Consider the following 24,779-nt stretch of genomic DNA (forward strand, 5'->3'; position numbering starts at 1 on the left):
CTCACGACCCCCTCCAGCTCCCCGCCCGCCGGGCGCCGGGGGGGGGGGGGGGGGCGGGCCGGGGGGGGGCCCGCCGCCGCGCGCCCCCCCCCCCCCCCCCCGCCGGAGGTGCCGCCGCCGGTCGCGGTGACCGTGACGATGGCGTTGACCTCGCGGGCGCCGTCGGCAAGGTACTCGTTCTGGAAGATCTCCACGTCGAACCTGGGCAGGTTCGGCTTCGCCAGTGTTGCCATGGGCCGGTGGCTCCCGTCGGAAGGGTCGTCGGTACGGATCGGGCGGTGGGGGCCGGCCGCGTCGGGGGCGGGCCGGCGGACCGGGTGGCCGCCGGGGTCGGCCCCGGGCGGGCGGCGTCCGGTCAGGCCGTCGGCGGGTGCGGCGGCTGCGGGGGGACGGCGGGTGCGGTCGGCGGTGCGGCGGGCGGTGCGGGCGGTGCCGGCGGGGCGGTGGGGGGCAGCGGGGCGGCGGGGGAGCCGATCACCGGGAGGTCCGGCAGGGTCGGCTCGTAGTCCTCGTCCTCCTCGGCGGCCCTCCTGGCACCCGCCGCGGTGATCAGCGGCAGGTCGAGCGCGGTGGCGGTCCGGGGGTCGTCCTCGTCCTCGCCCTGGTCCTCGGCACCGGCACCGGCGCCCGCGGCCGGCGGGTCGATCGGCAGGACGGCGACGGTGATGTTGTCGTGGCCGCCGGCGGCGACCGCGAACTTCACCAGGGTCTGCGCCGCCGCGAGCGGTTCGGTGCGGGCGTCCGGCCGGACGTAGTACGCCAGGTCGGTGGCGGCCTCGGCGTAGTTCCACAGTCCGTCGGTGCAGATCAGCAGCACCCCGGGGACGTGCGGCGTGAAGTCGAGGGTGTGCGGGACGACCTCCTCGGCGTCGGCGCCGAGCCACCCGGTGATCGCGTGGGCGCGCGGGTCGGCGTACGCCTCGGCCTCGCTCATCAGCCCGGCCTCGACCATCCGGGCCGCCCAGGAGTCGTCCTGGGTGAGCCGGAAGGGCTCGGCGCCGGCGCGGTCGTCCGGGATCCAGTAGGCGCGGGTGTCGCCGACCCAGCCGATGGTGATCCGGCCGCCGGAGGCTATGGCGCTGACGTAGGTGCAGGCGGGTGCGTTGACGTCGGGCCGGGTGGGCCCGGGGCCGGCCTGGGCGAGGTCGGCGACGGCCCCGGCGGCGTCGGCGATGGCCTGGCGCATGGCGGCGGTGGGTTCGCGGCCCGCCTCCAGGGCGCTCAGCAGCGACTCGGAGGCGGCGTCGACGGCGGTCTCGGAGGCCTCGTCCGGCCGGTCGGAGGAGGAGACGCCGTCGCAGACCACGGCGACCACGACGGGCTCGCCGCCGGGCAGCGAGGTGGCGGCGATGGTGAAGGAGTCCTCGTTGCGGTGGTGGCGCAGGCCGCGGTCGCTGACCCCGGCGACGCCCGCGAGGGACTTCTCCATGTGGTCGCGCGGGCGCGGCTGGGCGCCGCCGCAGGCCTCGCAGTAGCCGTCCGCGGTGACCTGCGGCAGCCCGCAGTGCGCGCAGACCGGCCCGTGCTGGGGCGGGGCGCCCTCGGCCCGGGCGGCGGCCCAGTTCGCGGGCATCGCGCCCGGGGCGGCCCGGCCGTCCCGGCTGGCGCCGCAGGCGCCGCAGTAGGCGTCCTCCGGCTCCAGCGGTTCGGAACAGCTCGGGCACACGGTCTGCTGCGGCATCGGCTACACCCACGTCCTGGGGCGGGCGCGGTTGGCCCGCTCCACCATTTCGATCCTGGTCTCGGCCCGGTCGGCCAACCGGGCGAGTACCCGGTAGGACTGTTCCAGGGCGAAGCGCAGTTCCCGCTCCACCGCAGGTCGTCCCAGGACCGTGGTGCCGCCGCCCTGCTGGGCGCCGGTCGAGCCCGCGGTGACCCAGCCGAGGGCGGCGCCGAGCAGTTCGACGGCCAGTTCCTCGCGGCGGCGGTCGTCCAGGCGCAGCGCGGTCAGCTGGTCGGAGCTGGCGCCGAGGTCGGCGGCGAGCGGGTCGGTGGCGGGCCGTTCGCGCAGCCGGGCGCGGACGGCCGCGATCCGGGCGGCGGTGTACTGGTTGGAGGTGGCCGGGACGGACTCCAGGACGCGGACGGCGCCGGGCCGGTCGTCCTCGGCGAGCCGGACCCGGGCGAGCCCGAAGGCGGCGCTGAGGTAGGCCGGGTCGGTGGTCCAGACGAGTCGGTAGAACTCGGCGGCGTCGCCGCCGTCGCCGAGGAGTTCGGCGCAGATGGCGAGGGCCAGCTTGGGGGCGGCCTCGCCGGGGAAGGCGTCGTAGACCGCGTCGAAGGCCTCGGCGGCGGCGCGCAGCCCGGCCTCGTCGGGCGAAGCCGGGCCGTCCGGGCCGCCCGCGGCGCCGACCAGGGCGACCGAGCTGCCAGGGCTGTCCGGCCCGTCCGGTCCGTCCGGCCCGTGCACGGCGCCGACCAGGGCGACCAGGCCGCGGTACCAGACGACCCGCCAGTCGTCCGGGTACTCCCGCTCCAGGGCGTCGAGGGCCTCCTCGGCGGCGGCGCGGTGGCCGAGTTCGAGGTGGGCGCGCAGTTCGCGCAGCCGCCGTTCGATGGAGAGGGCGGGCGCGCCGGCCAGGGCGGCGAGCGCCTCCTCGGGGTCGGTGGCGAGCAGGGTGGCGAGGAAGCCGGCGTTGGGGTCGCCGGGGTCGACGCGCGGGACGGGCAGTGCGAGGGCGGCGGCGGCCGGGTCGAGGGCGGTCACCAGGAGCTGTCCGGGCTGCTCGGTGGGCATGACCAACTCGGTGTCCACGACGCGTAGTTCGGGCCCGAAGAGGGTGGACAGGGCGGGCCGGGCCCGGCCGTCCTGGAGGGCGAGTATCTCGCGCAGCACGCCGGTGAGCTGGTCGGCCATCTCGTCGGCGGAGGAGAACCGGCGGGCCGGGTCCGGGTCGGTGGCGCGGACCAGGAAGCGGTAGTACGACTCGTAGCGGGCGAAGACCTCGACGTCCTCGGGGCCGGGCAGGGTGTCCCGGTAGGTGGTGCTGTAGCCCTGGAAGTCGAAGGTGAGCACCGCGAGGGTGCGGGCCACGGTGTAGAGGTCGGAGGCGGGGGAGGGGCCGTGGGTGGCGATCTCGGGGGCCTGGTAGCCGACGGTGCCGTAGATCGGGCCGTCGTGGTCGAGGCGGCAGACGGCGCCCATGTCGATGATCTTGAGCGCGTCGCCGCTCTGGATCACGTTGTCGATCTTGAAGTCGCAGTAGATCAGGCCCCGGCTGTGCAGGTACCCGAGTGCGGGCAGTGCCTCCAGCGCGTACGCGATCGCCTGCTCGACGGGCAGCGGCTCGCGCCGGCCGTCCGGGGTGCGGCGGTCGTTGGCGATGTCCTTGAGCGACTTGCCGCCGACGTACTCCATCACGATGTAGCCGTCGGTGGAGCCGGAGCCCAGGTCCAGGTGCTCGGCGAAGTTGATGATCCGGACGATGTTCGGGTGGTCCACCTCGGCCAGGAAGCGGCGCTCGGCGACGGCCACGGCGAGCGCGTCCTCGTCCCCGGTGTCCAGCAGGCCCTTCAGGACCACCCACTTGTCGTTGACCCGCCGGTCGATCGCCAGGTAGATCCAGCCGAGGCCGCCGTGCGCCAGGCAGCCCACCACCTCGTACTGCCCGCCGACCAGGTCGCCGCGGCGCAGCTTGGGCGTGAACGAGTACGGCGTGCCGCACTTGGTGCAGAAGCCGTCCGGCCGGCCCGGCCGGCCGTTCTTCTCCCGGCCCACCGGGGTCTCGCACTTGGAGCAGAACCGCTTGCGCTCCGGGACCTCCGGGTTCTCCAGCACCGCCAGCGACGGGTCGGCCGTCTCGACGGTCGGCACCGTCACCAGGCCGGCGCCCAGCCGGTTGCGGGTGCCCGCGCTGACGCTGCCGCGGGTGCTGCGCACCGAGACCGAGCGGCTGCTGCCGGTGCGGGTCGAGCGGTGCGAGCGGGAGCGGCCGGACATCGAGCGGGCCGAGCCGGTGCGGGTCGAGCGGATCGAGCCGCTGCGCGCCGAGTCGGTGGAGACCCGGGAGGACGGGACGTAGGGCTGGGTGACGCCGGTGTCGCCGCCGGGCGGGGTGAGGCCGCACTCGTCGCAGTAGCCGTCGGTGTCGATGGCGCCTGAACAGTCCCGGGGGCAGGGCGCGCCGGGGCCGGCGGCCGGCGGGGCGCCGGTGGCCGCCGTCGAAGCTGCCACGGTGCCGCCGCCCGCCGGGGCGAGCCCGCACTCGTCGCAGTAGCCGTCCGCGTCGATCCTGCCGTTGCCGGAGCACTCCGGCCGTACGCACGTCCCGCCCATCAACCTCAGCCCCCCTGGACCTGTCCGTCGACCGGCGTCTGGCCGGTCGTCTCCTGTGCGGCCTCGGCCTGCGCCGGCCGCAGCGACTGCTGGAAGCGGGCCACCGCGGCGGCCGCCGCCCGCAGGTCGCAGGGCGCGCTCCACAGCAGCCAGCGCGCCTTCTCGTAGCGCTCGATCACTTCCGGGTCCTCGGAGACCCGCAGCCGGGCGGCCATCGCCTTGTAGGCGTCCAGCCGGCCGCGCAGTTCGGCGCGGACGGCCAGCGGCTGGGTCACCTCGGTGAGCGACTGCCGGGCCCGGGCCAGCTCCTTGGCGGCGGCGTCCTCCAGCGTGTCCAGCAGCGGCGCCAGCCGGCCCCACTGCCCGCCCTGGCGCAACTCCAGTGCCGTCACGATCCGTTCGCGCAGCGCCGAGGCCGGCCCGGGCACCGCCGGGACGTCGCTGGAGGCTATCTTCGCCAGCACCTCGCCGCGCGCCCGGCGGGCCTCGGCCAGGGTGGCGTCGGCCCGCTGGAGCAGGTCGCCGACGCCCTGGAGGCGCTCCTCGGCGTCGTCGCGCAGCCGCAGGAGGTTCTCCAGTTCCACCCGGACGCCGTCCAGCGCCCGCCCGGCCCGGTCGAACCGCTCGGTGTCCACCACCCCGGCGGGGGTGGCGAAGGCGCCGCCCTCCGGCACGGTGCCGCGCTGGGCGGGCACCCGGGCCGGGCGCCACAGCGCCAGCGGGTCCTCGCGCACCTCGGCGCGCAGCCCGGTGAGGTCGGCGTCCAGCCCGGCCAGGTCGTCGGCGAGCGGGTGGCCGCCGGCCCGCACGCCGAGCGAGGCGGCGAGGTTGCCCACCCGGTGGAGTTCGGCCAGCAGCAGGTCGATCCGGGCCGGCAGCGCCGACCAGACCGCGTCGGCGGCGCTGACCACCTCCAGCACGGTGGCGTACCAGGAGTTCATCCGGGTCATCAGCGCGTCCAGGCTGATCCGCTCGACCAGCCGGGCGGGCGCGCCGAGCAGTTGCGGGCCGTCCGGCAGCGCGCCGCCGGGGACGGTCACCGCGTCGCCGGTGAGCAGTTCGCTCAGCTCGGCGAGTTCGGGCGCGCCGGGCTTGGCCTTGCGGGCCCGTACCGCGCGCGCCGAGGCCAGTGCCTCCGCGTAGCGGTCGAACAGGGCCCAGAGCAGTGGCAGGCCCTTCCCGGCGACGGACCAGCGCTCCAGCGTGCGTCCGGTCAGTTCGGCGCCGTCGAGCAGCCGCAGGCCCGGATGGTCCTGGAGGGCGAGCAGCGCCGACTCGACCGCGTCCCGCTCCGCGCCGAGGCGCGCCAGCGCGCGGTCCACCTCCTCCCGGTTCAGTACCGGGCCAGCCGAAGCCGCCAACGCCGTGTCCTTCCTTCCTCGCGTGCGATCCCGACGTACCTGACGTGCGATCCCACGACAACCCCCGTGCCCACCACCGGTCTCCCCGTGGTGATCGTCCCGAACCCTAGCCGGTGGCCGTTCGGGCGGAGCGGGCGGTGGGCGTCAAGACCGCGTCAACGGCCTGCTGACGCGCGTGCGCCGCCCGGTGCGTCAGCGGGCCGGCCAGTACAGGCCGGGGTCCTTGGAGTTCTCGGGCAGGTAGGGCTGGACCCACCGCTCGAACGACTTCTGCCAGCCCTTGTCCTTGTCCGTGTAGTAGTCGGAGATCACCTGGTTGACCCGGGCGGTGAGGTCGGTGCTGTTCTGGCGCATCGCGACACCGATCGTCTCCGGCTGTTCGAAGCCGTCCACCACCTTCACCGTCTGGTCCTGCGCGGCCTGGCCGACCGCCAGTTCGTCGTCGGTCATGGTGGCGTCGACCTTGCCGAGCTGCATGCGGACCAGGCAGTCGAGCTGGTTGGTCACCAGGACGAGCTGCTTGGCGCTCTTCTTCGCGTTCAGCACGTCCTTGGCGACCGAGCCGTCCGCGGCGCAGACCGTCCTGCCGCCGATCGCCTCGTCGAGGTTCTTGGCGGTGGACGACCGGGGCACCAGGACCCGTTGCTTGATGTTGAAGTACGACCGGGAGAAGGCGACCTTCTTCAGGTTGGCGCAGCTGATCGTCATGGTGCGGACGATCAGGTCAACCTGGTTGCCCGTGAGGGCGTCGACCCGGCCGGCGGTCGACACCGGCTTGAGCACCACCTTGGCCGGGTCGCCCATGACGGCCGCGCCGATCGCCCTCGCGAGGTCGATGTCGAAGCCTTCGAGCTCACCGGTGTTCGGGTTGCGGGCGCCCCAGCGGTAGCTGTTCTGGTCCACGCCGATGATCAGGGTGCCCTTGGCCTTGATGGCCTTCACCGCCGTGCCGTCCACGGTGCTCGGCGGCACGGTGCTGGTCAGGTCGCAGGACTCGGCCTCTTCCTGCCCGGCCTGTTCCTGCCCGGTCGACCGGACGGCCTGCGGTGCGCCCGTGGCGGCCGCGGGCACGGCGCCGGACGGCCCGCCCCCGCCGAGCACGGCCGCACCGGCGGCCAGCAGCGCCAGCGCGGCGGCCGGCCTGGTGCCTGCGGTTCTCCTGCGCATGTGTCCGTTCCCCCCTCTACCGGTACTCGGCCAGTCGACGGCCCAGGCCGCGCAGCGCGGCGGCCGCGGCCACCACGCCGAGCAGCGCGGCCGCGAGGGCGGCGAGCCGGAGGTCGCCCTCGGTGCCCTTGGCGGAGCGCTCGAAGTGGTCCTGCTCGGTGGTGGCGGCCTGGTCGAGCGCCCGGTCGGTGGCCTTGAAGGCGCCGTCCGCGGTGTTCGCCTCGGCGGCCGGGTCCGCCGTCACGGTCGCCTGCAGCGCGCCCTGGTAGTCGGCCTGCTGGGTCTCCAGGGTGTGCGCCGCGTCGTGCCGGGTGCGCCACGTCTCGTACTGCCGGTCGGCCTCGCCGATCTGCTGCCGGGCGTCTGCGGGGGCCAGGTCGAGGGCCTGGCGCAGCGAGCCGGAGTGCTGCTCCATCGGGACGTTCGCCGGCTCGCCCCCGGCGAGCTGCTGGGTGATCGCCTTCCACTGGTCCGCGTACGCGGTGGTGGAGCCGCGGGCGACGAGGTTCAGGTTCTCCGCCAGCCGGGCGGAAAGCACCTGCACCCGGGCGGTGTTGAGCGCCCGCAGCGGCTGCGCGCCCTGCTTCCAGCTCTGCTGGAGCGCGGCGTTGGTGGTCAGGCCGGTGACGGCCAGCCAGAGCGCCCCGGCCAGGACGGCGGCGGTGGCCCCGAGCAGGCCGGGGTTGAACACCCGGTTGGTGCGGCGGAACAGCGTCAGCTGCACCCAGACCAGCGCGCCGAGGGTGAGCACCCCCAGGCCGTACGCGGCCCACGGGCTGGACTTCGCCTCGGCGTAGTCCTTGTCCAGCTCGTCGTTCTCGATGGCGGTCAGCTCGGCGGCGCGCGGCAGCAGGGTGCCCTGCATCTGCTCGGAGGCGTACCGCAGGTAGGCGCCGCCGAGCGGCAGGCCCAGCCGGTTGTTCGCCCGCGCGGTCTCCACCAGGCCGGCGTAGACGGGGAGTTGCTTGTTCAGCTCGGTGAGCTTCTGGTAGGCGGGGGAGCCGACGGTGGTCTGCGCGGCGGCCTTGGTGATCAGGTCGGTGGCCGCGGCCAGATCGCCCTCGTAGTCGCCGCGGACGGCCTTCGTCTCCGCCCCGGCGAGCAGGAAGCCGGTGGCCGCGGTGGTGTCGGCGCGGGCCAGCAGGCGGTGGATGTCGGCCGCGTCCTTGCTCAGCGGCTGGCTGTGCTGGACCACCCGGTTGGCGGCCTCCGCCTTGGTCTCCAACTGCCAGGCGGTCAGCGCGCCGAAGGCCACCGTCAGCACCGCGAGCACAGCCCCGGCCAGCCGCAGCCGGCCCGGCGCCGTCCGGGTGGCGTTCGCCAGCCGGGCCCGCAGACCGGACAGGCCGCGCGGCGCGGGCCCGGCCGGCGGCCGCCGGGCGGGCGCGGCGCCGGGTCTGGACGCCGGGACGCCCCGGACACCCGACACGGCCGGTGCCGTGCCCGGCGGGCCGCTCGGCCGTGCCGGGACCACGGCGCCCGGTGCGCCGTTACCTACTGGTGTTGCCACCCGCCTCATCCTCCCCAGGGGTCGGGCCCGCTGTCCGGGGCCCGGCCGATGCCAGCAGTATGGCCGTGACTCCCCCTGGCCACACCCGAATTGCGCCGATCTTGAGCTTGCCCTGCACGCGCGGCGCACGCCTCCCGCACGCCCCCGGGGCCCCGCTGCCCGGCGGCCGGCGGTGAACCGTCCGACGCGGGATGCACCCTATGCGGTTCCTCCGACAAGCCGGAGCGGCGAGGTCCGGTTGCGGCGGCGGCACGCGGCGAGTCGAGGACGGACCCCGGGGCCGGCTGCGGGGGGCGATCCCGCCGTGACGCCACCGTTCCCGGCGCGGTCGGTGCACCTGGTTTCGGCGGACACCCTCCGTACGATGGGCAGCATGCGCCTGCTTGGAACGATCACGCCCGACCGCCCGCTGCTCGTCGTCGCCGTGCGCGAGGAAGCCGCCCACCTCGACGACCGGCTGCCCGTCCTGCTCACCGGAATAGGGAAGATCAACGCCACCGCCGCGCTGGCCACCGTCCTCGCCCAGGGCGAGAAGCCGTCCGAGGTGATCAACCTCGGCACGGCCGGCGCGCTGCGCCCCGGCTGGGAGGGCACCCACCACGTCGTCCAGGTCATCCAGCACGACCTCGACACCCCGGCCCTGCTGGCGCTCACCGGCCGCAGCTACGGCGCCCCGCTGGTGGTCGGCAAGGGCGACGGCCCGGTGCTGGCCACCGGCGACCTCTTCGTCTCCGACCCGGCGGCCCGCGACCGGCTCGCCGAGCACGCCGACCTGGTCGACATGGAGGGCTACGCCGTCGCCGCCGTCGCCCACCGCTTCGGGGTGCCGGTGCGCCTGGTCAAGCACGTCAGCGACGAGGCCGGCGAGGGCGCGAGCCACACCTGGCGCGAGTCGGTCGACGCGTGCGCCCGCCACCTCGCCGACTGGGTCGTCGCACAGGGCTGGTGACGGCGCGTCCCGAGGACGCGCGGCGCCGACCGGCGCGGGCGGGTGAGAGGGCGGCCGGCCTCCCTCTCGCCCGCCGCGTTCAGTCGCGGAACGCCGAGAGGTCCAGCGCCGCCAGCCGCTCCGGATCGGTGAGCACCTCGATCGCCGCGATCGCGCCGTCCACCACGGTGAACGCCATGACCGACAGCGGTCGGCCGCCCTCGCCGATCGCCACCGCGCCCGCGGCGCCGTTGACCAGCGCCGGGCGGGCGAACGGCGACAGCCCGCCCCACAGCACCGGCTGGTCGGCCACCGCGGCCGCGCCCGTCAGCACCACCGGGTGCCGGGCCCGCACCGCGCCGCCGTCCGAGCGCAGCACCACGCCCGGGGCGAGCACGGCCACCAGCGCGCCCAGGTCGCCGGCGCGGGCGGCCGCGAAGAAGGCGTCCACGGCAACCCGCTGACGGCCCGGGTCCGGGTCGGGCGCCGGCGCCTGGTCCTGAACCCGGCGGCGGGCCCGGTCGGCCAGCTGGCGGGTCGCGGCCGCCGTCCGCTCGATCAGCGGGGCGATCTCGGCGAACGGCACCGCGAACAGGTCGTGCAGCACGAAGGCGATCCGCTCGGCCGGGGCCAGCGACTCCAGCACCACCATCAGCGCCAGGCCCACCGAGTCCCCGAGCAGCACCTCCTGCCCGGGGTCGGTCACCCCCTCGCGCCGCAGCAGCGGGTCCGGGATGCGCGCCGGGCCCGGCTCACCCGCCTCGGCCTCCGGCGGCTCCTCGCGGCGCAGCTCCCGGCCGCGCAGCAGGTTGAGGCAGACCCGCGAGACCACCGTGGTCAGCCAGCCGGGGAGGTTCTGCACGTCGGAGGTGTCGGTGCGGTCGTAGCGCAGCCAGGCCTCGTGGACGGCGTCCTCGGCCTCGCTCACCGAGCCGAGCATCCGGTACGCCACGGCCCGCAGCCGGGGCCGCTGCGCCTCGAACAGTGCGGCCCGCTCGTCCGGAGGTAATTTCTCGTCCACCGTGTCACATTCCTTCGCCGCTGGGGGTCAGAGCAACAGGAGCCACCCAACAACGGCTGCGCCGTAGAGATCAACTCCTTACCCGGGGCGAGTCGGAGACGACGGGTGGCGAACACCCCCGAGCGGCCGGCGGGGTGGGTGTCACCAGGGCGTCCTAGTCTGGCGGCCATGCCGACGACCCCGCTGCTCGACGCGATCCGCGCCAACCCCGCCGCCCTCGACTACCTGGCCTGGCCGGGCGACCTCAGCCTCGACCACTACCCGCACGTCGAGGAGGTGGTGCTCGCCTCCGGGGAGGCCCTGGAGCCGGTGGCCAAGGACGGCGCGGGCGGCACCTTCTTCCTGTGCGGGGAGGGCGGCGAGGAGCGTCCCGTCCTGTACGCCGACTCGGAGGGCGGCGCGGCGGTGCTGGCCGTCGGGCTGCCGGAGCTGGTCCGGCTGCTGCTGGCGGTGCCGTGGTGGCGGGACTGCCCGCGGCTGACGGTGGAGGAGAGCGCGGAGGCCGCCGACGAGTACCTGGAGGACGAGCCCGGCCTGTACGCGGAGCGGGACGCGGCCGCCGCCGCGCTCGGCCTCGAAGTCCCGGGCGTGGCTGCGGCGTTGGCCCGGCTGCGGGAGGTCGCGCTCGGTCTCGGGCCCGCGTACGTGCTGCTCAACGCCGAGGAGGGCGGCGCCTACGAGCCGCTGTTCCAGGCCTGAGCGGGTGGTCGAGTGGTTGGTCGTGCGGGTGGTCGTGCGGCCTGGCGGCATCAGCTCTCCGGCCCCGGGCATACATGAGGGGTTGTCCGGCCTCGGGTCGTGACGGCGGGAGACCGGCCCCGGATCCGACCGGGGGCGGCGCGAGGGAAGAGGCGATCGTGGGCGAACTGGACGGCAGGACGGCGCTGGTGACGGGGGGCTCGCGCGGGATCGGGCGGGCGGTGGCGCAGCGGCTCGCCGCCGACGGGGCGCTGGTCGCGGTCCACTACGGCGGCAACGAGGCGGCCGCCGCGGAGACCGTGAAGCTGATCGCCAAGGCCGGCGGCCGGGCGTTCGCGGTGCGGGCCCGGTTCGGCGAGAGCGGTGCGCTGGACCAGCTGTTCGAGGGCCTCGCCGCCGGGCTGGCGGAGCACGGCGAGCAGGGTGGGGACGGCGAGGTCGGTGGGGACGGCGGGGCCGGCCTGGACATCCTGGTCAACAACGCGGGCATCCACCTGGCCGGGTCGATCGGGCAGCTCACGGAGGAGGAGTTCGACCGGTTGATGGCGATCAACGTGCGCACGCCGATCTTCGTGATCCAGCGGGCGATTCCGCTGCTGCGGGACGGAGGCCGGATCGTCAACGTGGCCTCGGCGGCCGCCCGGATCGGCTCCCCGGTCCAGATCGGCTACACCGTCAGCAAGACGGCGCTGGTGGCCCTCGCCGCTCCGCTCGCCAACGAGCTCGGCCGACGCGGGATCACCGTGAACACCGTCAACCCCGGGGTGATCCTCACCGACATGACGTCCCAGTGGACGGGTGTCCCCGAGGCGATGGCCGGGCTCGAATCGATCACCGCACTCGGCCGGATCGGCCGGCCGGAGGACGTCGCGGACGTGGTGGGCTTCCTGGCGGGCCCGCAGGGCCGCTGGGTGACCGGCCAGACCATCGACGCCTCCGGCGGCACCTACCTCGGCCCGATCCCGCCCGCGTGACCTGAGTAGGACCGACTCGGCCGGACAGGGCCGAGTGCCGAGAAGCCGACGGGGTGGCAGCCCTCAGCGCCGCCACCCCGTCGGCTTCTCGGCATTGAAGGTGGGGTTCATTGAGCCAAACCCCACCTTGGAGTGATGTTTTGAGATGGCGTCAGATCTCCGAAGGCGGCTGGAGGGCCAGGCCGATGGCGGACGCCCCGCGGAACGCGGGATTCCCCTAACTGGCCTGTCGATCAAGGGTGGTTCTGACCCCGAGAGCGTGTGCTTTTTGGACGTTCGCCGGACTCCGGGCATGCTCCGTGGCGGGTGTGGACAGACGTGTCGGGAGCGTTCTGGCGTCATCGGGGTAACAATCGAGTGAACCGGGGATTCGACACGTGGCAGAGGTCCGCACCGCTGAGGTTCAGACAGGGAGTTTCACGGAGGACGGTTTCCTGGTGCTGCCGGGCTTCCTCCCGGCCGGTCTCGTGGACCGCCTCGTTCCGGAGGTGGACAGATGGGTGGAGGAAGGGTGGCGTCAGCGGTCCATAGAGGCCAGTCTGCGTCCGGGGGCGCGAGCACCGGAGGTGATCGAACTGGACCTGCCGGCGCACGGTGAGCTCGCGGTGCTGCCGGCACTGCTGGACCTGCTCGGCCGCCCCGAGCTGCTCGGGCCGTCCTTCGTCTTCCACCACCTGCACAGCGACCGGCGGCCGGCCGGGGGAGCGGGCAAGAGCTGGCACCACGACTACGAGCAACGGCCCCAGCGCGACCGCCGCCTCCCCATGATCCACGCCCTGCACTACATCGGCGGGCTCCAGCCGGAGCTGGGCGGTCTGGCCGTCCTGCCCGGCTCGCACCGGGAGGTGGCCGAGAAGGGCGCCCGGAGCCACCTGGGAACGGGTGTGCTGCCGGGGGAGACGGTCATCGACGAACTGCCGCCCGGGTCCACCGTCGTGCTCCATTCGGCGCTCTTCCACACGCGTAGGTCCGCCCCCGGGGCGGATCCGGGTACGGGGCCCCGCTACATGATCGACGGCTCGTACTGTCGTACCGGCACGCGGTGGCCCCCGGTCAAGCCGTACTGGCGGCAGGTGCTGGCGGTGGGGCGTGCCCGCGGCCTGGACGCGGGGTGGCCGGAGCTCTTCGCCGAGCGGCACTTCGGCGAGCACGAAGGAACGGAGAGGTCCGGCGGATGAGGATTCTGGAAGCGGTGCGATTCGACACGGTCATGCGCCGTTTCGCCCGTGAACACCCCTTCGACGGGGCTGACGAGGCCAACTCCAACGATGAGGCCGAGGGGCACATCCGCAATGCCCAGCTCGGGTCGGGCGGCCGTTGGCATCGCGTGCTGCTGGAGGGGCCCGAGGTACGCGGGGTGGTGCTCCCCTGGCACCTGGGCGAGGACGGTGCGGCCGAGCTCATCCCCAGGACCGGGCTGAGCGTGGCCGCGACGTCCGACCGGCTCGCCGCGCTGGGCGCCTCGTACGCCCGGTCCAACCCGCTGTGCGCGTACAAGCTCGCCCGGCAGAGCGCGGCCGACTGCCTTCCCCTCTACCTGAGCACCCGTCCGGCGCCCGGTCCCGACTACGAGTGCCTGACCGTCCGCGAAGGGCTGATCCATCTGGACGGGCTGCACCGGATGCTCGCCTGGGACCAGGCCGGGCGGCTGGCGCCCGGCAACTGGTTCGAGGCGTACGTGGCCGGGCTACCCGCGCCCGACGTACGGCATGGCGCTGGGCATGACCAGGACGGACTGGATGTTCACCCCGGGGGGCAGGTCGGCCATGGCCCGCACCGTGTCGACGACGTGCCGCACGTCCATGGTGGGTTCGACCCGCCGTGACCCGTCGGCCTGGAGGACCGCCGGCTGGGGGCCGTCCGGCGGGGTGACGTTCCCGATGTCGATCTGGCCGCAGGAGATGTCGTGGCGGCGGCCGTCCAGGGACAGCGAGCGCGTCATCCCGGCCACGGCGTGCTTGGCCGCGGTGAAGGCGATGGAGTCCGGCCGGGGTGCCTGTGCGGAAGGCGCCCCGTTGTTGATGATCCGCCCCCCGCGCGGACTCTGACGCTTCATCACCCGGAAGGCGGCGCGCGAGCAGAGGAAGGTCCCCGTGGCGATGGAGTCCATCACCCGGTGCCAGTCCTCGACGGCCACGTCCTCGGTCGGGGTGTACGGCATCACGTCGGCCGCGTTGTTGAACAACAGGTCCAGCCGGCCGAACCGTTCCACGACGGAGTCGAACAGGCCGTCCACGGCCGCCGGATCGGTGATGTCGACGGAAAGCGGGACCGCGCGGTCACGACCGGCGGAGTCGGCGAGCGCCACCGTCCCGTCCAACGGGCCCTTGCGGCGACCCACCAGCACCACCGTCCAGCCGTCCGCCAGCAGGCCCAGGGCGCACGCCCGCCCGATCCCGCTGCCCGCTCCGGTGACGACAGCCGTCCTCACAGCCATGCCCACGTCCCATCTTCTCCACGAATCCCGTCAATTCCACGCCTACGAAGGGCAGTCCGAGCGTGCCCGACCAACCCTCGACCAAACAGGAGCCGTACATGAATGGCCGTATCCAGCCGCCGGGCGCAACCGACAGCAGCCGCCGGTGGTTCGAGCGGGCCCAGATGTCGCTGGCCGGCGGCATCAGCTCCTCCGCCCGGATGACCTCGACCGGTCCGAACCCCTACCCGCTCTACATGGCCGACGGCTCGGGTGCGCGCATCCGGGACGTCGACGGCAACGAGTACCTCGACTACCTGGTCTCCTACGGCAGCGCGGTCCTGGGCCACGCCAACCCGCAGCTCACCGACGCGCTCACCGCCGTCCTGCACACCGGCACGATGTTCGGCACCTGCAACACCGTCGAAGTCGAACTCGCCGAGCTGATCCAGGCGATGGTGCCCTGCGCGGAGCTCGTCCGCTTCGCCAACTCGGGCAGCGAGGCGGTGCAGGGCGCCGTGCGGGCCGCCCGCGGTTACACCGGGCGCTCGAAGGTCCTCAAGTTCGAGGGCCACTACCACGGCTGGTCGGACACCCTGGCCGTCTCCAACCGCCCCGACGTCGCCGAGGCCGGCCCCTACACCGCGCCGCACGCGGTACCCCATTCCCCCGGCATCCCGGCCGGGGTCGTCGGCGACGTCGTCGTCTGCCCGTGGAACGACCCCGCGGCGCTCCGAGCCGTCCTGGACGCCCACCGCGGCGAGTTCGCGGCGGTGATCTGCGAGCCGATCGTGGCCAACAACGCCTGCACCATGCCCGCGCCGGGCTACCTGAGCCTGCTGCGGGAGGAGTGCACGGCCCGCGGGATCATCCTCGTCTTCGACGAGGTCTGCACCGGATTCCGCACCGGCCCCGGAGGCGCCCAGGCGCTGTTCGGGGTCGTGCCCGACCTCGCCGTCTTCGCCAAGGCACTGGGCGGAGGCCTGCCCATCGCGGCCTTCGCGGGACGGCGCGACGTGATGGAACCCCTGGCCGCGGGGCGGGTCAAGCACGGCGGAACCTACAACGCCTCGCCACTGTGCGCGACCGCCGCACTGGTGACGCTGCGCCACCTGAACCAGCCGGCCGTCACGAAGCACATCGAGGAGAGCGGCCTGCGGATCATGGAGGCCGTCCAACGGGCCGCCCACGACCGGCGCATCCCCTGTGTGGTGCAGGGCGTCGGAGCCATGTTCCAGACGGTGTTCACCGCGGACGGGATGCCGAGCCGCCAGTACCGCGACCTGCTCCGCGCCGACCAGGCCCGCCACGGCGCGTTCCGCCACGCGCTGCTCGGGCGAGGGGTCCACGTCAACGCCTTCGGCATGGCCTGCTGGTTCGTCTCCGCCGCGGTGACGGATGACGATCTGGACGCCACGTGCGAGGCCGTGGAGGGCGCCTTCAGCACTCTGTGAGCCGCCGGCAGGCGGTGATGCCTACGGGTCGGCGAAGACGGCGGTGGACGCGGCCAAGGCGACCGCCCAGGCCCAGACTCCTGCCGAGTACGCGCAGAAGGCCCGGGCCACCGCGCAGGCCGCCGCCGAACACGCCGCCCAGGCCCAGCAGGCCGCGCAGGCCGCTGCCGAGCACGCGGACAAGGCCGAGGCTGCCGCTCGCAACCTCCCGACCGCCTGATCCGGTCGCTCCATCTGCGCCCGTCCCACGTACGGCCTCCGCCCGTGGGGCGGGCGCGGTCCGCGAGGAGCGCGCCCGCCGCAGGCCCTGTTGCCCGCCGTCCTCGTGATGGGCCATGCCGGTGTCCACCGCGGGTGCCGGACCGGGCCGCTGGTAGTGGGGTGTCACGCAGGAGGCGACAGGACATCGAGCCCGATTGCCTCGGCGGCAATGGTCATGGCGGCGTCGAAGTACGCGGGGTAGTCCGTGATCACCTCGTTCAGGTGACCGAACAGCTCGAAGCTGATCGTGCCGATCAGGGAGATCCACAGGGTGAGCGACCGTTCCACCAGGTCCGCGTACGGTTCGGCCGGTGCCCCTCCCGCGTTGTCGAGCACCTGCTGGGCGACGAGCCTCGGCCCGGGGAGCGGCTGCGTGGGGGGTCGCAGGAGGCCCGAGGCGTGTGCCTCGACGACGAGACCGGCCATCAGGCGGGTGACCCGGGTGGCGGGGTCGACCGTGTCGGTGGGGGCCTGGTAGCCGGGGACGGGCGAGCCGTAGACCAGGGCGAACTCGTGCGGGTGGGCCAGGGCCCACTGGCGGACCGCCCGGCATGCGGCAAGCCACCGGGCGCCCGGATCGGCGGGAGCGGCGGACGCCGCCCCTGACTCCGCGGCCGCTCCGACCGCGTTGAACGCGTCGATGATCAGCGCGGTGAGCAGTGCGTCCCGGCTGGGGAAGTAGCGGTACAGCGCCGAGGAGGCCAGGCCCAGGTCACGCGCCACCGCGCGGAGCGACAGTGCGGCCGCCCCGGTCTCGGCGAGCTGGCGAGTGGCGGCTTCCTTGATCGCGCGAGTGAGCTCGGCGCGGGCCAGCTGCCGCGCGGTCTGCGATGCCGTCATGCCGTTCATCCTCTCATTCGAGAGCAGTGCACACAAGAGAGAGCACTGCTCTTGACTTCTCCCCGCCGCTGCGCGAACACTCCTCAATGAAGAGAGCACTGCTCTCTCAATTCCCCAGGAGGACCTGCATGGCACGGCACATCGTCATCGGCAAGGGCCCCGTCGGCGCCACCACGGCGCGACTGCTCGACGAACAGGGGCACGAGGTCGTCGTCCTGAGTCGCTCCGGCGGCGACGGGAGTACGGCGCTCGACGTCACTGACACGGCGTCACTCCGGCAAGCCACCAAGGGCGCCGAGGTGATCTACAACTGCGCGAGCCCGCTGTACCACCGGTGGCCCACCGACTGGCCGCCGATCTCGAACGCCCTCCTCGACGCGGCGGAGGCCGCCGGCTCGGTGCTGGTGACGATGGGCAACCTGTACGGCTACGGCCCCGTCGACGCCCCCATCACGGAGGACCTGCCGCTCGCAGGCACCGGCACCAAGGCCCGGGTCCGCATCGGCATGTGGCGCGACGCGTTGGCCCGGCACCAGGCCGGCCGGATCCGCGTCGCGGAGGCGCGCGCCTCGGACTTCTTCGGGCCCGGCGTCACCGAGGCCGGCCACCTCGCCCAGCGGATGATGCCCGCGCTCCTGGCCGGCCGTGCAGTCAGGCTGATCGGCAACCCGGACGCACCGCACAGCTTCACCTATGTCCCCGACATCGCCCGTGCGCTCGTACGGCTTGGTACCGACGAGCGGGCGTGGGGACGCGCCTGGCACGTTCCCACCGCCCCGCCGCTGTCGACCCGGGAGGCGGTCCGGCACCTGTGCCGGCTGGCGGGTCTGCCGCCGGCCAGGGTCGGCCGGATTCCTTGGTGGCCACTCCACCTGGTCGGCCTGGTCAACCCCATGCTCGGGGAACTGCGGGAGGTGCAGTACCAGTTCGACCGGCCGTTCGTGCTCGATTCCCAGGCGTACACCGCGACCTTCGGCGAGGTGCCGACCCCGATCGACGAGGCGCTGGGGGCAACCGTCGAGTGGTGGCGGGCGCGGCTCAGCCGGTAGCGCCACGTGCGCGGCATCGGCTGTCGGGCTGTGCAGACCCTGCGGCGAAGTCAGGAGCGGGCCGAAGCCGCGTTCAGTGAATCAACTCCGAGCACAGCGTGGCGTAGAGCAACGCCGTGCAGTCCACTCTCCGAGGAAATGATGACGATCCGCCTCTGGCACCGCCCGCTGGTACTGCTCGCCGCTGCCATGGCGGCCCTCCTCCTGGCATCCGCCGTCGGCCTCGCGGTCGACGACCGGATCCTGGTCGGGGAGCCGATCTGGCTGAAGCCCTTCAAGTTCTCCCTCTCCATCGCGATCTATTCGGTGACCCTCGCGTGGATGCTGTCCCTGGGCCGCACGGCCCCCCGCTGGGTCTGGTGGCTCGGGACGACGATTGCCGCCGCCAACGTGATCGAGATGGTGGTCGTCGTTGGCCAGGTGCTCCGCGGCAGGCAGAGCCACTTCAACGTCGCCACACCGCTGGACGCCGGCCTCTGGTTCGCGATGGCCGCCTCGATCGTCACCTTGTGGCTGGCCAACCTCGGCATCGCGGCCAGGTTGTTCCGCGAGCGGACCGGGGACCGCGCGGCCACCTGGTCCGTCCGGCTCGGCCTGCTCCTCGCACTGGTGGGCATGGCATTCGGCTTCCTCATGACCAGCCCGACCCCTGCCCAACTCGGTGCCATGCGCAGCGGGGCCGCCGTGGGCATCGTGGGGGCACACAGCGTCGGCGTCGCCGACGACTCGCCCGGCATCGCCATCACCGGCTGGAGCAGCACCGGCGGCGACCTGCGCATCCCCCACTTCGTCGGAATGCACGCGCTGCAGGCCATCCCGCTCTTCGCCTGGCTGCTGATCACACTGTCCCGCAGGTTCCCGCGGTTGGCCGACGAGCGGACGCGCCTGCGCCTGGTCCTGGTGGCGACCGGGACCTACGCGGGCGTGCTGGCGATCCTGACCTGGCAAGCGCTGCGCGGCCAGTCGCTCGTCCACCCCGACGGTGCGACCCTGACGGCCGTGGCCCTGCTGGCCGTTGGCATGGTGGCGTCCGTTGTGGCGGTCGCCCGGCACCACCATGTGCCACCGGCGCCGCACAGCAGCGCCGGCATGACCGGCCGCCCGGTCAAGCCGCGCTGCACCCGCGTCGCCGCGGACTAACCGAACGCCGAGCCCACCGTCACCTGCGCCCGGGGACCTTCTTCGCGCCGTCGTATCCGCGTGAGGACGCCGGCACCGTGGCCGCCGCGCGCAGGCACTGCGCGTCGATCACCGCGGCGGTCGGCTCCGGGTCGCGGCCGGCGTCCTCGCGGACCATGCCCCCCATCCGGTCGTGGAACTCGGCCAGCAGTCCCCGCGCGCGCCACCGCCGCGCGAAGGCGACGGGCAGCCCGTGCAGGGTGCACACCAGGTGCAGGCGCAGGCCTCAGAAGAACCGGGAGTGGCTGGCGCAGTAGCCGTACTCGGCCCATCCGGCCAGGTCGGAGCGCTTGGCCGTCTCGCGGGAGCGCCCGCACTCCACCAGTGTGGAGTCGACGACCCACACGGTGTCGGTCCACAGCGAGGTGTCGGTCGCCAGCAGCCGGTTGACCTGTGCGATCAGGTCGGCGGCCTTGCGCAACCGCCGGTTGTGGCCCGACTGCCCGAGCAGGTACGGGAAGGGATGACGCAGGTGGGCATCGGCGTGGCGGATCCACCGGCGCTCGGAGGTGAAGCCGAGAAGGGCCTGCATCACGGGGAGGGTGACCAGCTCGGCATCACTGAGCCGGGGCGCGATGCCGATCTCTGGACTCCCTCGCTTCATGTCATGCGCGCCAGCGAGCCCTTGGCATCATTCATCTAGGCAGAATCAGGCCACTGCGGCCCTGGTGGCAGGCCCTGACCCTGGTGAACGAGATACGTACCCGGGCGGCCGGCCATTTCAGGCTGGAAGATGCTCATTGGGCGGTCGGCGGGTGGACATTGGCGGGGATGTCTGCCGGGGCGCAAGCGAGTTGGGCTGCGGCGGCCTGTCGGATCTCTCCGATGGGGCGTCTCGGACGAGTTGGGGCGGTGGGACGTGAAGCCACAGCCCGCTTCGTCAGGAACGTGCGGCTTGGGCTTGGGTGCGGCAGTGGGTGAGGGCGGGTTTGAGGCGGGGGTCGGGGGTGGGGGTGGTGGTGAGGAGTTCGCCGGCGGTGACAAGGGTGGTCCAGTAGTGGGTGGGGTTGCCGGTGGTGGGGTGGGGTTGGGTGGCGGCCAGCGAGAGGTAGGCGGTGGTGAGGTTGCCGGTGGTGAACCAGCGGGTGAGGCCGTGTTGGTGGCCGGCGCGGATGCTGCCGTGGGCGTCGATGGCGGTGGTGAGGAGTTCGATGACGGCGAGGTCGCGGTTGTCGGGGGTTTTGGGGATGTCGAAGACGCCGAGGGCTTCGAGGAGTTCGCCGGTGTCGTTCTCGGTGCCGGGGCGGGGTGTGGCGAGGAGGGCGTCGTAGCAGTCGTTGAGGCGGCGTTGGGTTTCGGCGGCGGGGATGCCGAGGGCGGTGCAGACGGCGCGGGCTGAGCGGAGAGGGTGGCGGGTGTGGCGGGCGAGGGTGGCGTAGGTGTCGGCGGGGGTGGAGCCGGTGTCGAACAGGTGGCGGGCGGTGAGGGGCAGTCGCATGGTGGGTGCCTGTTCAGACGGTGAGGAAGGGGGTGGGGGTGGGTGCGGGGGCGATCAGCGCCCAGACGAACTTGCCGACCCCGCCGGCACGGGGGCAGCAGCCCCACTTCTCGGCCAGCTCGTTGACGAGGAGCACGCCGCGTCCGTGTTCGTCGTCGGGTGTGGGGGTGTGGAGGGAGGGGTGGCCGGTGCCGGCGTCGTGGACTTCGAGCCGGAGGCGGTCGTTGGCGAGGGCGAAGTGGACTTCGATGAGGCGGTCGGTGGGGGCGTCGGCGGTGTGTTGGACGGCGTTGGCGAAGAGTTCGCCGAGGAGGAGTTCGGCGGTGTCGCGGTAGCGGTCGCCGGTGGGGAGGGCGGCAAGGTAGGCGCGGAGCAACTGCCGGGCGATGGGGGTGGATTCGGTGCGGGAGTCCAGGCGGGCCGCGAACGGGCGGGGGCGGTGGGCGGTACGGATTTTGAGCATGGCGGGGCACCTCAAGGGGGCGGATGGGGGAGCGTGAGGGTAGTGCGCAATCACGCTGTGCATGCAAATGATTGCTTTCTGGTGTCAATGGTCGGGGCTGCGGAGGTACGGTGACGCCAAATCGGCGTGTGGGACGTGTGACGCACAAGTGGGGGCAGCGATGACACAGCGGAAGGTCAAGCGGGGGACGACGGCGAGCTCCGCGATCATGTTCGGTGCGGAGATCCGCTACGCGCGTGAGTCGGCGGGCTACACGCAGGAGGAGCTGAGCAAGCTCCTGCACTGCGACCGGACGGTGATCTCGCGGACCGAAGGGGGTAAGCGGAAGCCGTCGGTCGAGGAAGTCGAGGAGATCGAGCGGCTGTTGAACACCGGCGACCTGCTGGCGCGGCTGTATGGCCGGGTCGACTGGGGTGCGGCGACCGAGCACCCGGACTGGTTTTGGGACCACGTGGACCTGGAGGCCGTCTCCGTCGGGGTGCGGGTGTACCAGGATCGCGTGGTGCATGGGCTGTTGCAGTGTTCGCAGTACGCGCGAGCACTCTTCGCCACTGGCTATGCAGCTGGAAATCCGGAGGAGATCGAGGAGCTGACCAAGGCCCGACTCAGTCGACAGTGTCGCTTTCTGGCGCCAAATGGTCCGCTGTTGATCGTCATTCTCGATGAGAGCGCCATCCGTACGGTCATCGGCGGGCCCGATGTGATGAGAAGTCAGATGGAGCACTTGCTGAGGGTGGCTCAGCTTCCAAACATCGTCATTCACGTGGCGCTGTTCTCGAGTCGGCAGGCTTTCATCAACACGGCTATGGTGTTGCTGGAGCTGCCGGATGGGCAGCGCTTGGTCTACTCGGAGAGCCTCGATCGGGGGCATCTCGACGAGGATTCCGTCAGTGTGTCCAAGCATCATCGCCGCTTCGATCAGCTCCGTGGTGAATGTCTGTCAGAGCGCGAGTCGCTTCGGCTGATCGCCGAAGTGCTGGAGGGTTTCAAAGATGATGAGCAGCAAGCTCGCTGTAACCGCTTGGCGGAAGAGCAGCTACAGCGGCAACAACGGCGGCGACTGCATCGAGGCGGCCCCCGGATTCCCCGGCCTCGTCCCCGTACGTGACTCCAAGGACCCGCACGGCCCGGTCCTCGTTTTCCCGGCCGTCGCCTGGGAAGCCTTCGTGTCGGCCGTCCGTGAGGGCGACTTTCCGGCGTAAGTCTCCAAGGAGGCAGCTGTGTTGACCTGGCGAAAGAGCAGCTACAGCGGCGGCAACGGAGGCAATTGCATCGAGGTCGCCCTCACCTGGCGCAAGAGCAGCTACAGCGGCACCAACGGCGGCAACTGCATCGAGGTGGCCCCCGGCTTCCTTCCCGACGCCGTGCCGGTGCGTGACTCCAAGGATCCGCGCGGCCCGGCCCTCGTTTTCCCGGCGGTCGCCTGGGAAGCCTTCGTGCGGGCAGTTCGTGAGGGCGACTTCCTGACGTAAGACCTCCGAGGAGCTGGCGATGGTGACCTGGCGGAAGAGCAGCTATAGCGGCAGCAACGGAGGCGATTGCATCGAGGTTGCCCTCACCTGGTGCAAGAGCAGCTACAGCGGCGACAACGGCGGCAACTGCATCGAGGTGGCCCCCGGCCTCCTTCCCGACGCGGTCCCGGTGCGTGACTCCAAGGATCCCGACGGCCCGGTCCTCGTCTTCCCCGCCGCCTCCTGGGACTCCTTCATCGCCGCTGTCCGGGTCGGCGAGCTCCTGCTCTAGCCGGTCATCCCCCGCCGCAACCGAACGATTTCGATCAGTTCCGGTGCGTCGATGGCGCCTTGAGTAATCAGGCCACTACGGTCCATCACTGTGCGCACATGACCTGCTCGCATCGACCGAGGCGGTACCTCCATGGCACAAGAACCCCGTATCGACGTAGCCCTGACGGCCCTCAAGGAAGGTCAGGCGGAGCCCACCAAGGCCGAGTTGGCGGAGATCGCCAACTCGATCTCGCCCGGCGCCTGGTTCACCAGCGCGCTGTCGGGCGAGCGGGCCGGCCGCGACGCCGACGTGACGTGGGAGCTGACCGGCTCGCCGTACAAGGGGCAGACGGCGACCGGGCAGGCGGCGGTCTACTACGCCAACCCGAAGATCGGCCTGCGCAAGCCCTTCCTCTTCGCGGACGGCTTCAACTACGGCCCGAGCGACCTCCCCGGCCTGTTCGCCTACTTCAGCACCGCCGCCGACGGCGGGCCGGGCCTCTTCGACCAACTGCTCAGCCGGGGCTACGACATCGTGCTGATCGGCTTCACCGAGCGGCACACCCACATCCAGGCCAACGCCGGGGTCGTGATCGACGCCGTCTTCCGGTCCATCGCGGAGCGCATCGGTGACGAGCGGCTGACCGTCGGCGGGGTGAGCATGGGCGGCATCATCACCCGCTACGCGCTCGCCAAGCTGGAGACCGAGCGGATGGACCACCAGACGGGCACGTACCTCTCCTTCGACTCGCCGCACAACGGTGCCTGGATCCCGCTCGTCCTCCAGCAGATGGCGTACTTCTTCGAGGACTACACCCCGGCCGGGCCGGACGGCGTCAAGCAGGCCGACCTGATCCGCAGCCCCGCCGCTCAGCAGCTGCTCTGGGCGTGGGTCGAGAACGCCAAGTACTCCGGCCCGGTGGCCACCTCCAGCGACCTGCGCAAGGAGTTCCTCGCCGATCTCGCGCGGGTCGGCAACTTCCCGCAGATCCCGCGCAAGCTCGGCGTCTCCAACGGCCGCCGCGACGGGGCTGGTCTCCCGCTGCCGGCGGGCGAGGTGGCCTTCGACTGGCAGGCGCTGATCGCCAGCGCCACGGCCCGCTTCCAGCCGAACAAGGGAGACAAGCAGCGGATCGGCGGCATGCACCTCGGCCTGGCCGTGCGCCGCAGCACCACCAGCGACGTCCCGGCGCTGGACGCCGTGCCCGGCGGCACCCTGGACTCCTTCGGCAAGGTCGCGGACGCGCTCAAGGCGAAGATCTCCGAGGACTACCGCAGCGGCACCTTCGTGCCGGCCGTCAGCGCGGTGGCGCTGGACTTCGACCCGGTGAAGTGGGACGTCGACCCGGCCGCCGCGATCACCGACGCCGCCCTGGAGAACGGCCACCTGGACGCCGTCCAGTTCGACGACGCCAACACCGAGCACAGCCACGTCTCCCGCGTGCTGGTCGACTGGATCGTCGAGCAGCTCAGCTACTGACCCTCCCACCTGGTTCGGAGCACCCCCGCGGATGGGCTAAGCTATTCCACATCACCCAGATGCGCGGGTGGCGGAATAGGCAGACGCGCTGGATTCAGGTTCCAGTGCCCGAAAGGGCGTGGGGGTTCAACTCCCCCCTCGCGCACATATGAACGGCCGGTCGACCCAACAGTCGACCGGCCGTTCTGTTGTCCGGAGGCGCCGTCTCGGCGCTTGTGGGCCCAGTGACCGTCCCCGTGTTTGTTCAGGCCGCTTGTTCGAGACGGCCGGTGGGGGCCGGATGTCGAGAGCTTGGTTTTGCGCCGTCGGGTTGGGCGGCGGCGTGGCGGTTGGTCGCCGACGGCCGCCAGATCGCACCGGTCCACGGCGCCGGCACGCGCCGGAACTGGGTGCGGACGACGTAGGCCGGCGCAGCCACAGAAGCGACGCAAAGGCCTCGTTTTGCTAGTGTCCTGAGTCTCAGAAGCACTGCATAACTAGGACTTGGGGCTCGGCAAGCGGTTGAGGTAGCCGGCGAGGCGTTCGAAGATCTCGTCGGC

The 24,779-nt window shown here is 72.7% G+C and carries 24 protein-coding genes, 1 tRNA gene and 3 pseudogenes; 15 read left to right on the forward strand and 13 right to left on the reverse strand.

Annotation, left to right across the window (positions count from 1 at the left end):
* The 6 genes and pseudogenes from ACFV61_RS23540 to ACFV61_RS23565 form a co-directional block, all read right to left on the reverse strand.
* Nucleotides 1-233 (reverse strand): annotated as a pseudogene (locus tag ACFV61_RS23540) (hypothetical protein); the annotation flags it as partial.
* Between the two features lie 122 nt (nucleotides 234-355).
* Nucleotides 356-1,681 carry a protein phosphatase 2C domain-containing protein gene (locus ACFV61_RS23545; protein WP_380423503.1) on the reverse strand — a complete coding sequence of 442 codons (1,326 nt, stop codon included), beginning with the start codon at nucleotides 1,679-1,681 and terminating at the stop codon, nucleotides 356-358.
* Between the two features lie 3 nt (nucleotides 1,682-1,684).
* Entirely contained in the window at nucleotides 1,685-4,276 is a 2,592-nt protein-coding gene (locus ACFV61_RS23550; RefSeq protein WP_380493713.1) for a tetratricopeptide repeat protein, read from the reverse strand.
* 5 nt (nucleotides 4,277-4,281) lie between these two features.
* Nucleotides 4,282-5,637, reverse strand: coding sequence for a hypothetical protein (locus ACFV61_RS23555; protein WP_063349413.1), 1,356 nt, complete (start codon nucleotides 5,635-5,637; stop codon nucleotides 4,282-4,284).
* A gap of 192 nt (nucleotides 5,638-5,829) precedes the next feature.
* The gene (locus ACFV61_RS23560; protein WP_380423501.1) at nucleotides 5,830-6,804 is read right to left on the reverse strand and encodes a transporter substrate-binding domain-containing protein; all 975 of its coding nucleotides are present in this window, start codon (nucleotides 6,802-6,804) and stop codon (nucleotides 5,830-5,832) included.
* 16 nt (nucleotides 6,805-6,820) lie between these two features.
* Nucleotides 6,821-8,233 (reverse strand): hypothetical protein, encoded by a 1,413-nt coding sequence (locus ACFV61_RS23565; RefSeq protein ID WP_380493715.1) that lies wholly within the window; start codon nucleotides 8,231-8,233, stop codon nucleotides 6,821-6,823.
* 454 nt (nucleotides 8,234-8,687) lie between these two features.
* On the opposite strand from ACFV61_RS23565, the gene ACFV61_RS23570 reads away from it, so the two are divergent.
* Nucleotides 8,688-9,263 (forward strand): nucleosidase, encoded by a 576-nt coding sequence (locus ACFV61_RS23570; protein WP_244293463.1) that lies wholly within the window; start codon nucleotides 8,688-8,690, stop codon nucleotides 9,261-9,263.
* A gap of 79 nt (nucleotides 9,264-9,342) precedes the next feature.
* Here ACFV61_RS23570 and ACFV61_RS23575 read toward each other — a convergent pair whose 3' ends face one another.
* Nucleotides 9,343-10,263, reverse strand: coding sequence for a sigma-70 family RNA polymerase sigma factor (locus ACFV61_RS23575; protein WP_380423499.1), 921 nt, complete (start codon nucleotides 10,261-10,263; stop codon nucleotides 9,343-9,345).
* A 168-nt stretch (nucleotides 10,264-10,431) separates the two neighbouring features.
* Here ACFV61_RS23575 and ACFV61_RS23580 point away from each other — a divergent pair, with 168 nt between their 5' ends.
* The 4 genes and pseudogenes from ACFV61_RS23580 to ACFV61_RS23595 all read left to right on the forward strand — a co-directional run.
* Nucleotides 10,432-10,962: a hypothetical protein gene (locus tag ACFV61_RS23580; protein ID WP_380493717.1), complete on the forward strand. Its 531-nt coding sequence runs from the start codon at nucleotides 10,432-10,434 to the stop codon at nucleotides 10,960-10,962.
* A gap of 158 nt (nucleotides 10,963-11,120) precedes the next feature.
* Nucleotides 11,121-11,936 (forward strand): SDR family NAD(P)-dependent oxidoreductase, encoded by an 816-nt coding sequence (locus ACFV61_RS23585; RefSeq protein ID WP_380493719.1) that lies wholly within the window; start codon nucleotides 11,121-11,123, stop codon nucleotides 11,934-11,936.
* A gap of 377 nt (nucleotides 11,937-12,313) precedes the next feature.
* Nucleotides 12,314-13,114: a phytanoyl-CoA dioxygenase family protein gene (locus ACFV61_RS23590; RefSeq protein ID WP_380493721.1), complete on the forward strand. Its 801-nt coding sequence runs from the start codon at nucleotides 12,314-12,316 to the stop codon at nucleotides 13,112-13,114.
* Nucleotides 13,115-13,146: 32 nt separating this feature from the next.
* A pseudogene (locus ACFV61_RS23595) lies at nucleotides 13,147-13,587 on the forward strand (DUF6309 family protein); the annotation flags it as partial.
* A gap of 36 nt (nucleotides 13,588-13,623) precedes the next feature.
* Here ACFV61_RS23595 and ACFV61_RS23600 read toward each other — a convergent pair.
* Nucleotides 13,624-14,373: an SDR family oxidoreductase gene (locus tag ACFV61_RS23600; protein WP_380337966.1), complete on the reverse strand. Its 750-nt coding sequence runs from the start codon at nucleotides 14,371-14,373 to the stop codon at nucleotides 13,624-13,626.
* Between the two features lie 98 nt (nucleotides 14,374-14,471).
* Here ACFV61_RS23600 and ACFV61_RS23605 point away from each other — a divergent pair, with 98 nt between their 5' ends.
* Together ACFV61_RS23605 and ACFV61_RS23610 are read left to right on the forward strand one after the other, a co-directional pair.
* Nucleotides 14,472-15,806, forward strand: a complete 1,335-nt coding sequence (locus tag ACFV61_RS23605; protein ID WP_380493723.1) for an aspartate aminotransferase family protein — start codon at nucleotides 14,472-14,474, stop codon at nucleotides 15,804-15,806.
* Between the two features lie 43 nt (nucleotides 15,807-15,849).
* Nucleotides 15,850-16,026 carry a hypothetical protein gene (locus tag ACFV61_RS23610; RefSeq protein WP_380337961.1) on the forward strand — a complete coding sequence of 59 codons (177 nt, stop codon included), beginning with the start codon at nucleotides 15,850-15,852 and terminating at the stop codon, nucleotides 16,024-16,026.
* 164 nt (nucleotides 16,027-16,190) lie between these two features.
* On the opposite strand, the gene ACFV61_RS23615 is transcribed toward ACFV61_RS23610, so the two are convergent.
* Nucleotides 16,191-16,907, reverse strand: coding sequence for a TetR/AcrR family transcriptional regulator (locus ACFV61_RS23615; protein WP_380493725.1), 717 nt, complete (start codon nucleotides 16,905-16,907; stop codon nucleotides 16,191-16,193).
* Between the two features lie 128 nt (nucleotides 16,908-17,035).
* On the opposite strand from ACFV61_RS23615, the gene ACFV61_RS23620 reads away from it, so the two are divergent.
* Both ACFV61_RS23620 and ACFV61_RS23625 read left to right on the forward strand, forming a co-directional pair.
* Nucleotides 17,036-17,956 carry an NAD-dependent epimerase/dehydratase family protein gene (locus ACFV61_RS23620; protein ID WP_380493727.1) on the forward strand — a complete coding sequence of 307 codons (921 nt, stop codon included), beginning with the start codon at nucleotides 17,036-17,038 and terminating at the stop codon, nucleotides 17,954-17,956.
* 141 nt (nucleotides 17,957-18,097) lie between these two features.
* Nucleotides 18,098-19,096, forward strand: coding sequence for a hypothetical protein (locus ACFV61_RS23625; RefSeq protein WP_380493728.1), 999 nt, complete (start codon nucleotides 18,098-18,100; stop codon nucleotides 19,094-19,096).
* A 19-nt stretch (nucleotides 19,097-19,115) separates the two neighbouring features.
* Here ACFV61_RS23625 and ACFV61_RS23630 read toward each other — a convergent pair whose 3' ends face one another.
* From ACFV61_RS23630 to ACFV61_RS23645, 4 genes and pseudogenes are all read right to left on the reverse strand, one after another.
* The gene (locus tag ACFV61_RS23630) at nucleotides 19,116-19,343 is read right to left on the reverse strand and encodes a hypothetical protein (RefSeq protein ID WP_380426556.1); all 228 of its coding nucleotides are present in this window, start codon (nucleotides 19,341-19,343) and stop codon (nucleotides 19,116-19,118) included.
* A 21-nt stretch (nucleotides 19,344-19,364) separates the two neighbouring features.
* Nucleotides 19,365-19,739: pseudogene (locus ACFV61_RS23635) on the reverse strand (IS982 family transposase); the annotation flags it as partial.
* A gap of 276 nt (nucleotides 19,740-20,015) precedes the next feature.
* A complete protein-coding gene (locus ACFV61_RS23640) occupies nucleotides 20,016-20,573 on the reverse strand; it encodes a hypothetical protein (RefSeq protein WP_380493729.1) in 558 nt (185 codons plus the stop codon).
* Between the two features lie 13 nt (nucleotides 20,574-20,586).
* Nucleotides 20,587-21,036 (reverse strand): ATP-binding protein, encoded by a 450-nt coding sequence (locus ACFV61_RS23645; protein ID WP_380493730.1) that lies wholly within the window; start codon nucleotides 21,034-21,036, stop codon nucleotides 20,587-20,589.
* 160 nt (nucleotides 21,037-21,196) lie between these two features.
* Here ACFV61_RS23645 and ACFV61_RS23650 point away from each other — a divergent pair, with 160 nt between their 5' ends.
* The 6 genes from ACFV61_RS23650 (at nucleotide 21,197) to ACFV61_RS23675 (ending at nucleotide 24,385) form a co-directional block, all read left to right on the forward strand.
* The gene (locus ACFV61_RS23650) at nucleotides 21,197-22,144 is read left to right on the forward strand and encodes a Scr1 family TA system antitoxin-like transcriptional regulator (protein WP_380493732.1); all 948 of its coding nucleotides are present in this window, start codon (nucleotides 21,197-21,199) and stop codon (nucleotides 22,142-22,144) included.
* On the forward strand, nucleotides 22,101-22,238 hold the full coding sequence (locus ACFV61_RS23655; protein WP_380344718.1) for a DUF397 domain-containing protein: 138 nt from the start codon (nucleotides 22,101-22,103) through the stop codon (nucleotides 22,236-22,238). The genes ACFV61_RS23650 and ACFV61_RS23655 overlap by 44 nt, the downstream gene beginning before the upstream one ends.
* A gap of 21 nt (nucleotides 22,239-22,259) precedes the next feature.
* Nucleotides 22,260-22,508 carry a DUF397 domain-containing protein gene (locus ACFV61_RS23660; RefSeq protein WP_380493734.1) on the forward strand — a complete coding sequence of 83 codons (249 nt, stop codon included), beginning with the start codon at nucleotides 22,260-22,262 and terminating at the stop codon, nucleotides 22,506-22,508.
* Between the two features lie 19 nt (nucleotides 22,509-22,527).
* Complete coding sequence (locus tag ACFV61_RS23665; RefSeq protein ID WP_380493736.1) at nucleotides 22,528-22,779, forward strand: DUF397 domain-containing protein; 252 nt, start codon at nucleotides 22,528-22,530, stop codon at nucleotides 22,777-22,779.
* 132 nt (nucleotides 22,780-22,911) lie between these two features.
* Entirely contained in the window at nucleotides 22,912-24,240 is a 1,329-nt protein-coding gene (locus ACFV61_RS23670; RefSeq protein WP_380493738.1) for a hypothetical protein, read from the forward strand.
* Between the two features lie 61 nt (nucleotides 24,241-24,301).
* Nucleotides 24,302-24,385: transfer RNA gene (locus ACFV61_RS23675), tRNA-Leu, on the forward strand.
* Nucleotides 24,386-24,779 lie beyond the last annotated feature (394 nt).

Source organism: Kitasatospora sp. NPDC059817, assembly GCF_042731835.1.
Classification (GTDB): Bacteria; Actinomycetota; Actinomycetes; order Streptomycetales; family Streptomycetaceae; genus Kitasatospora.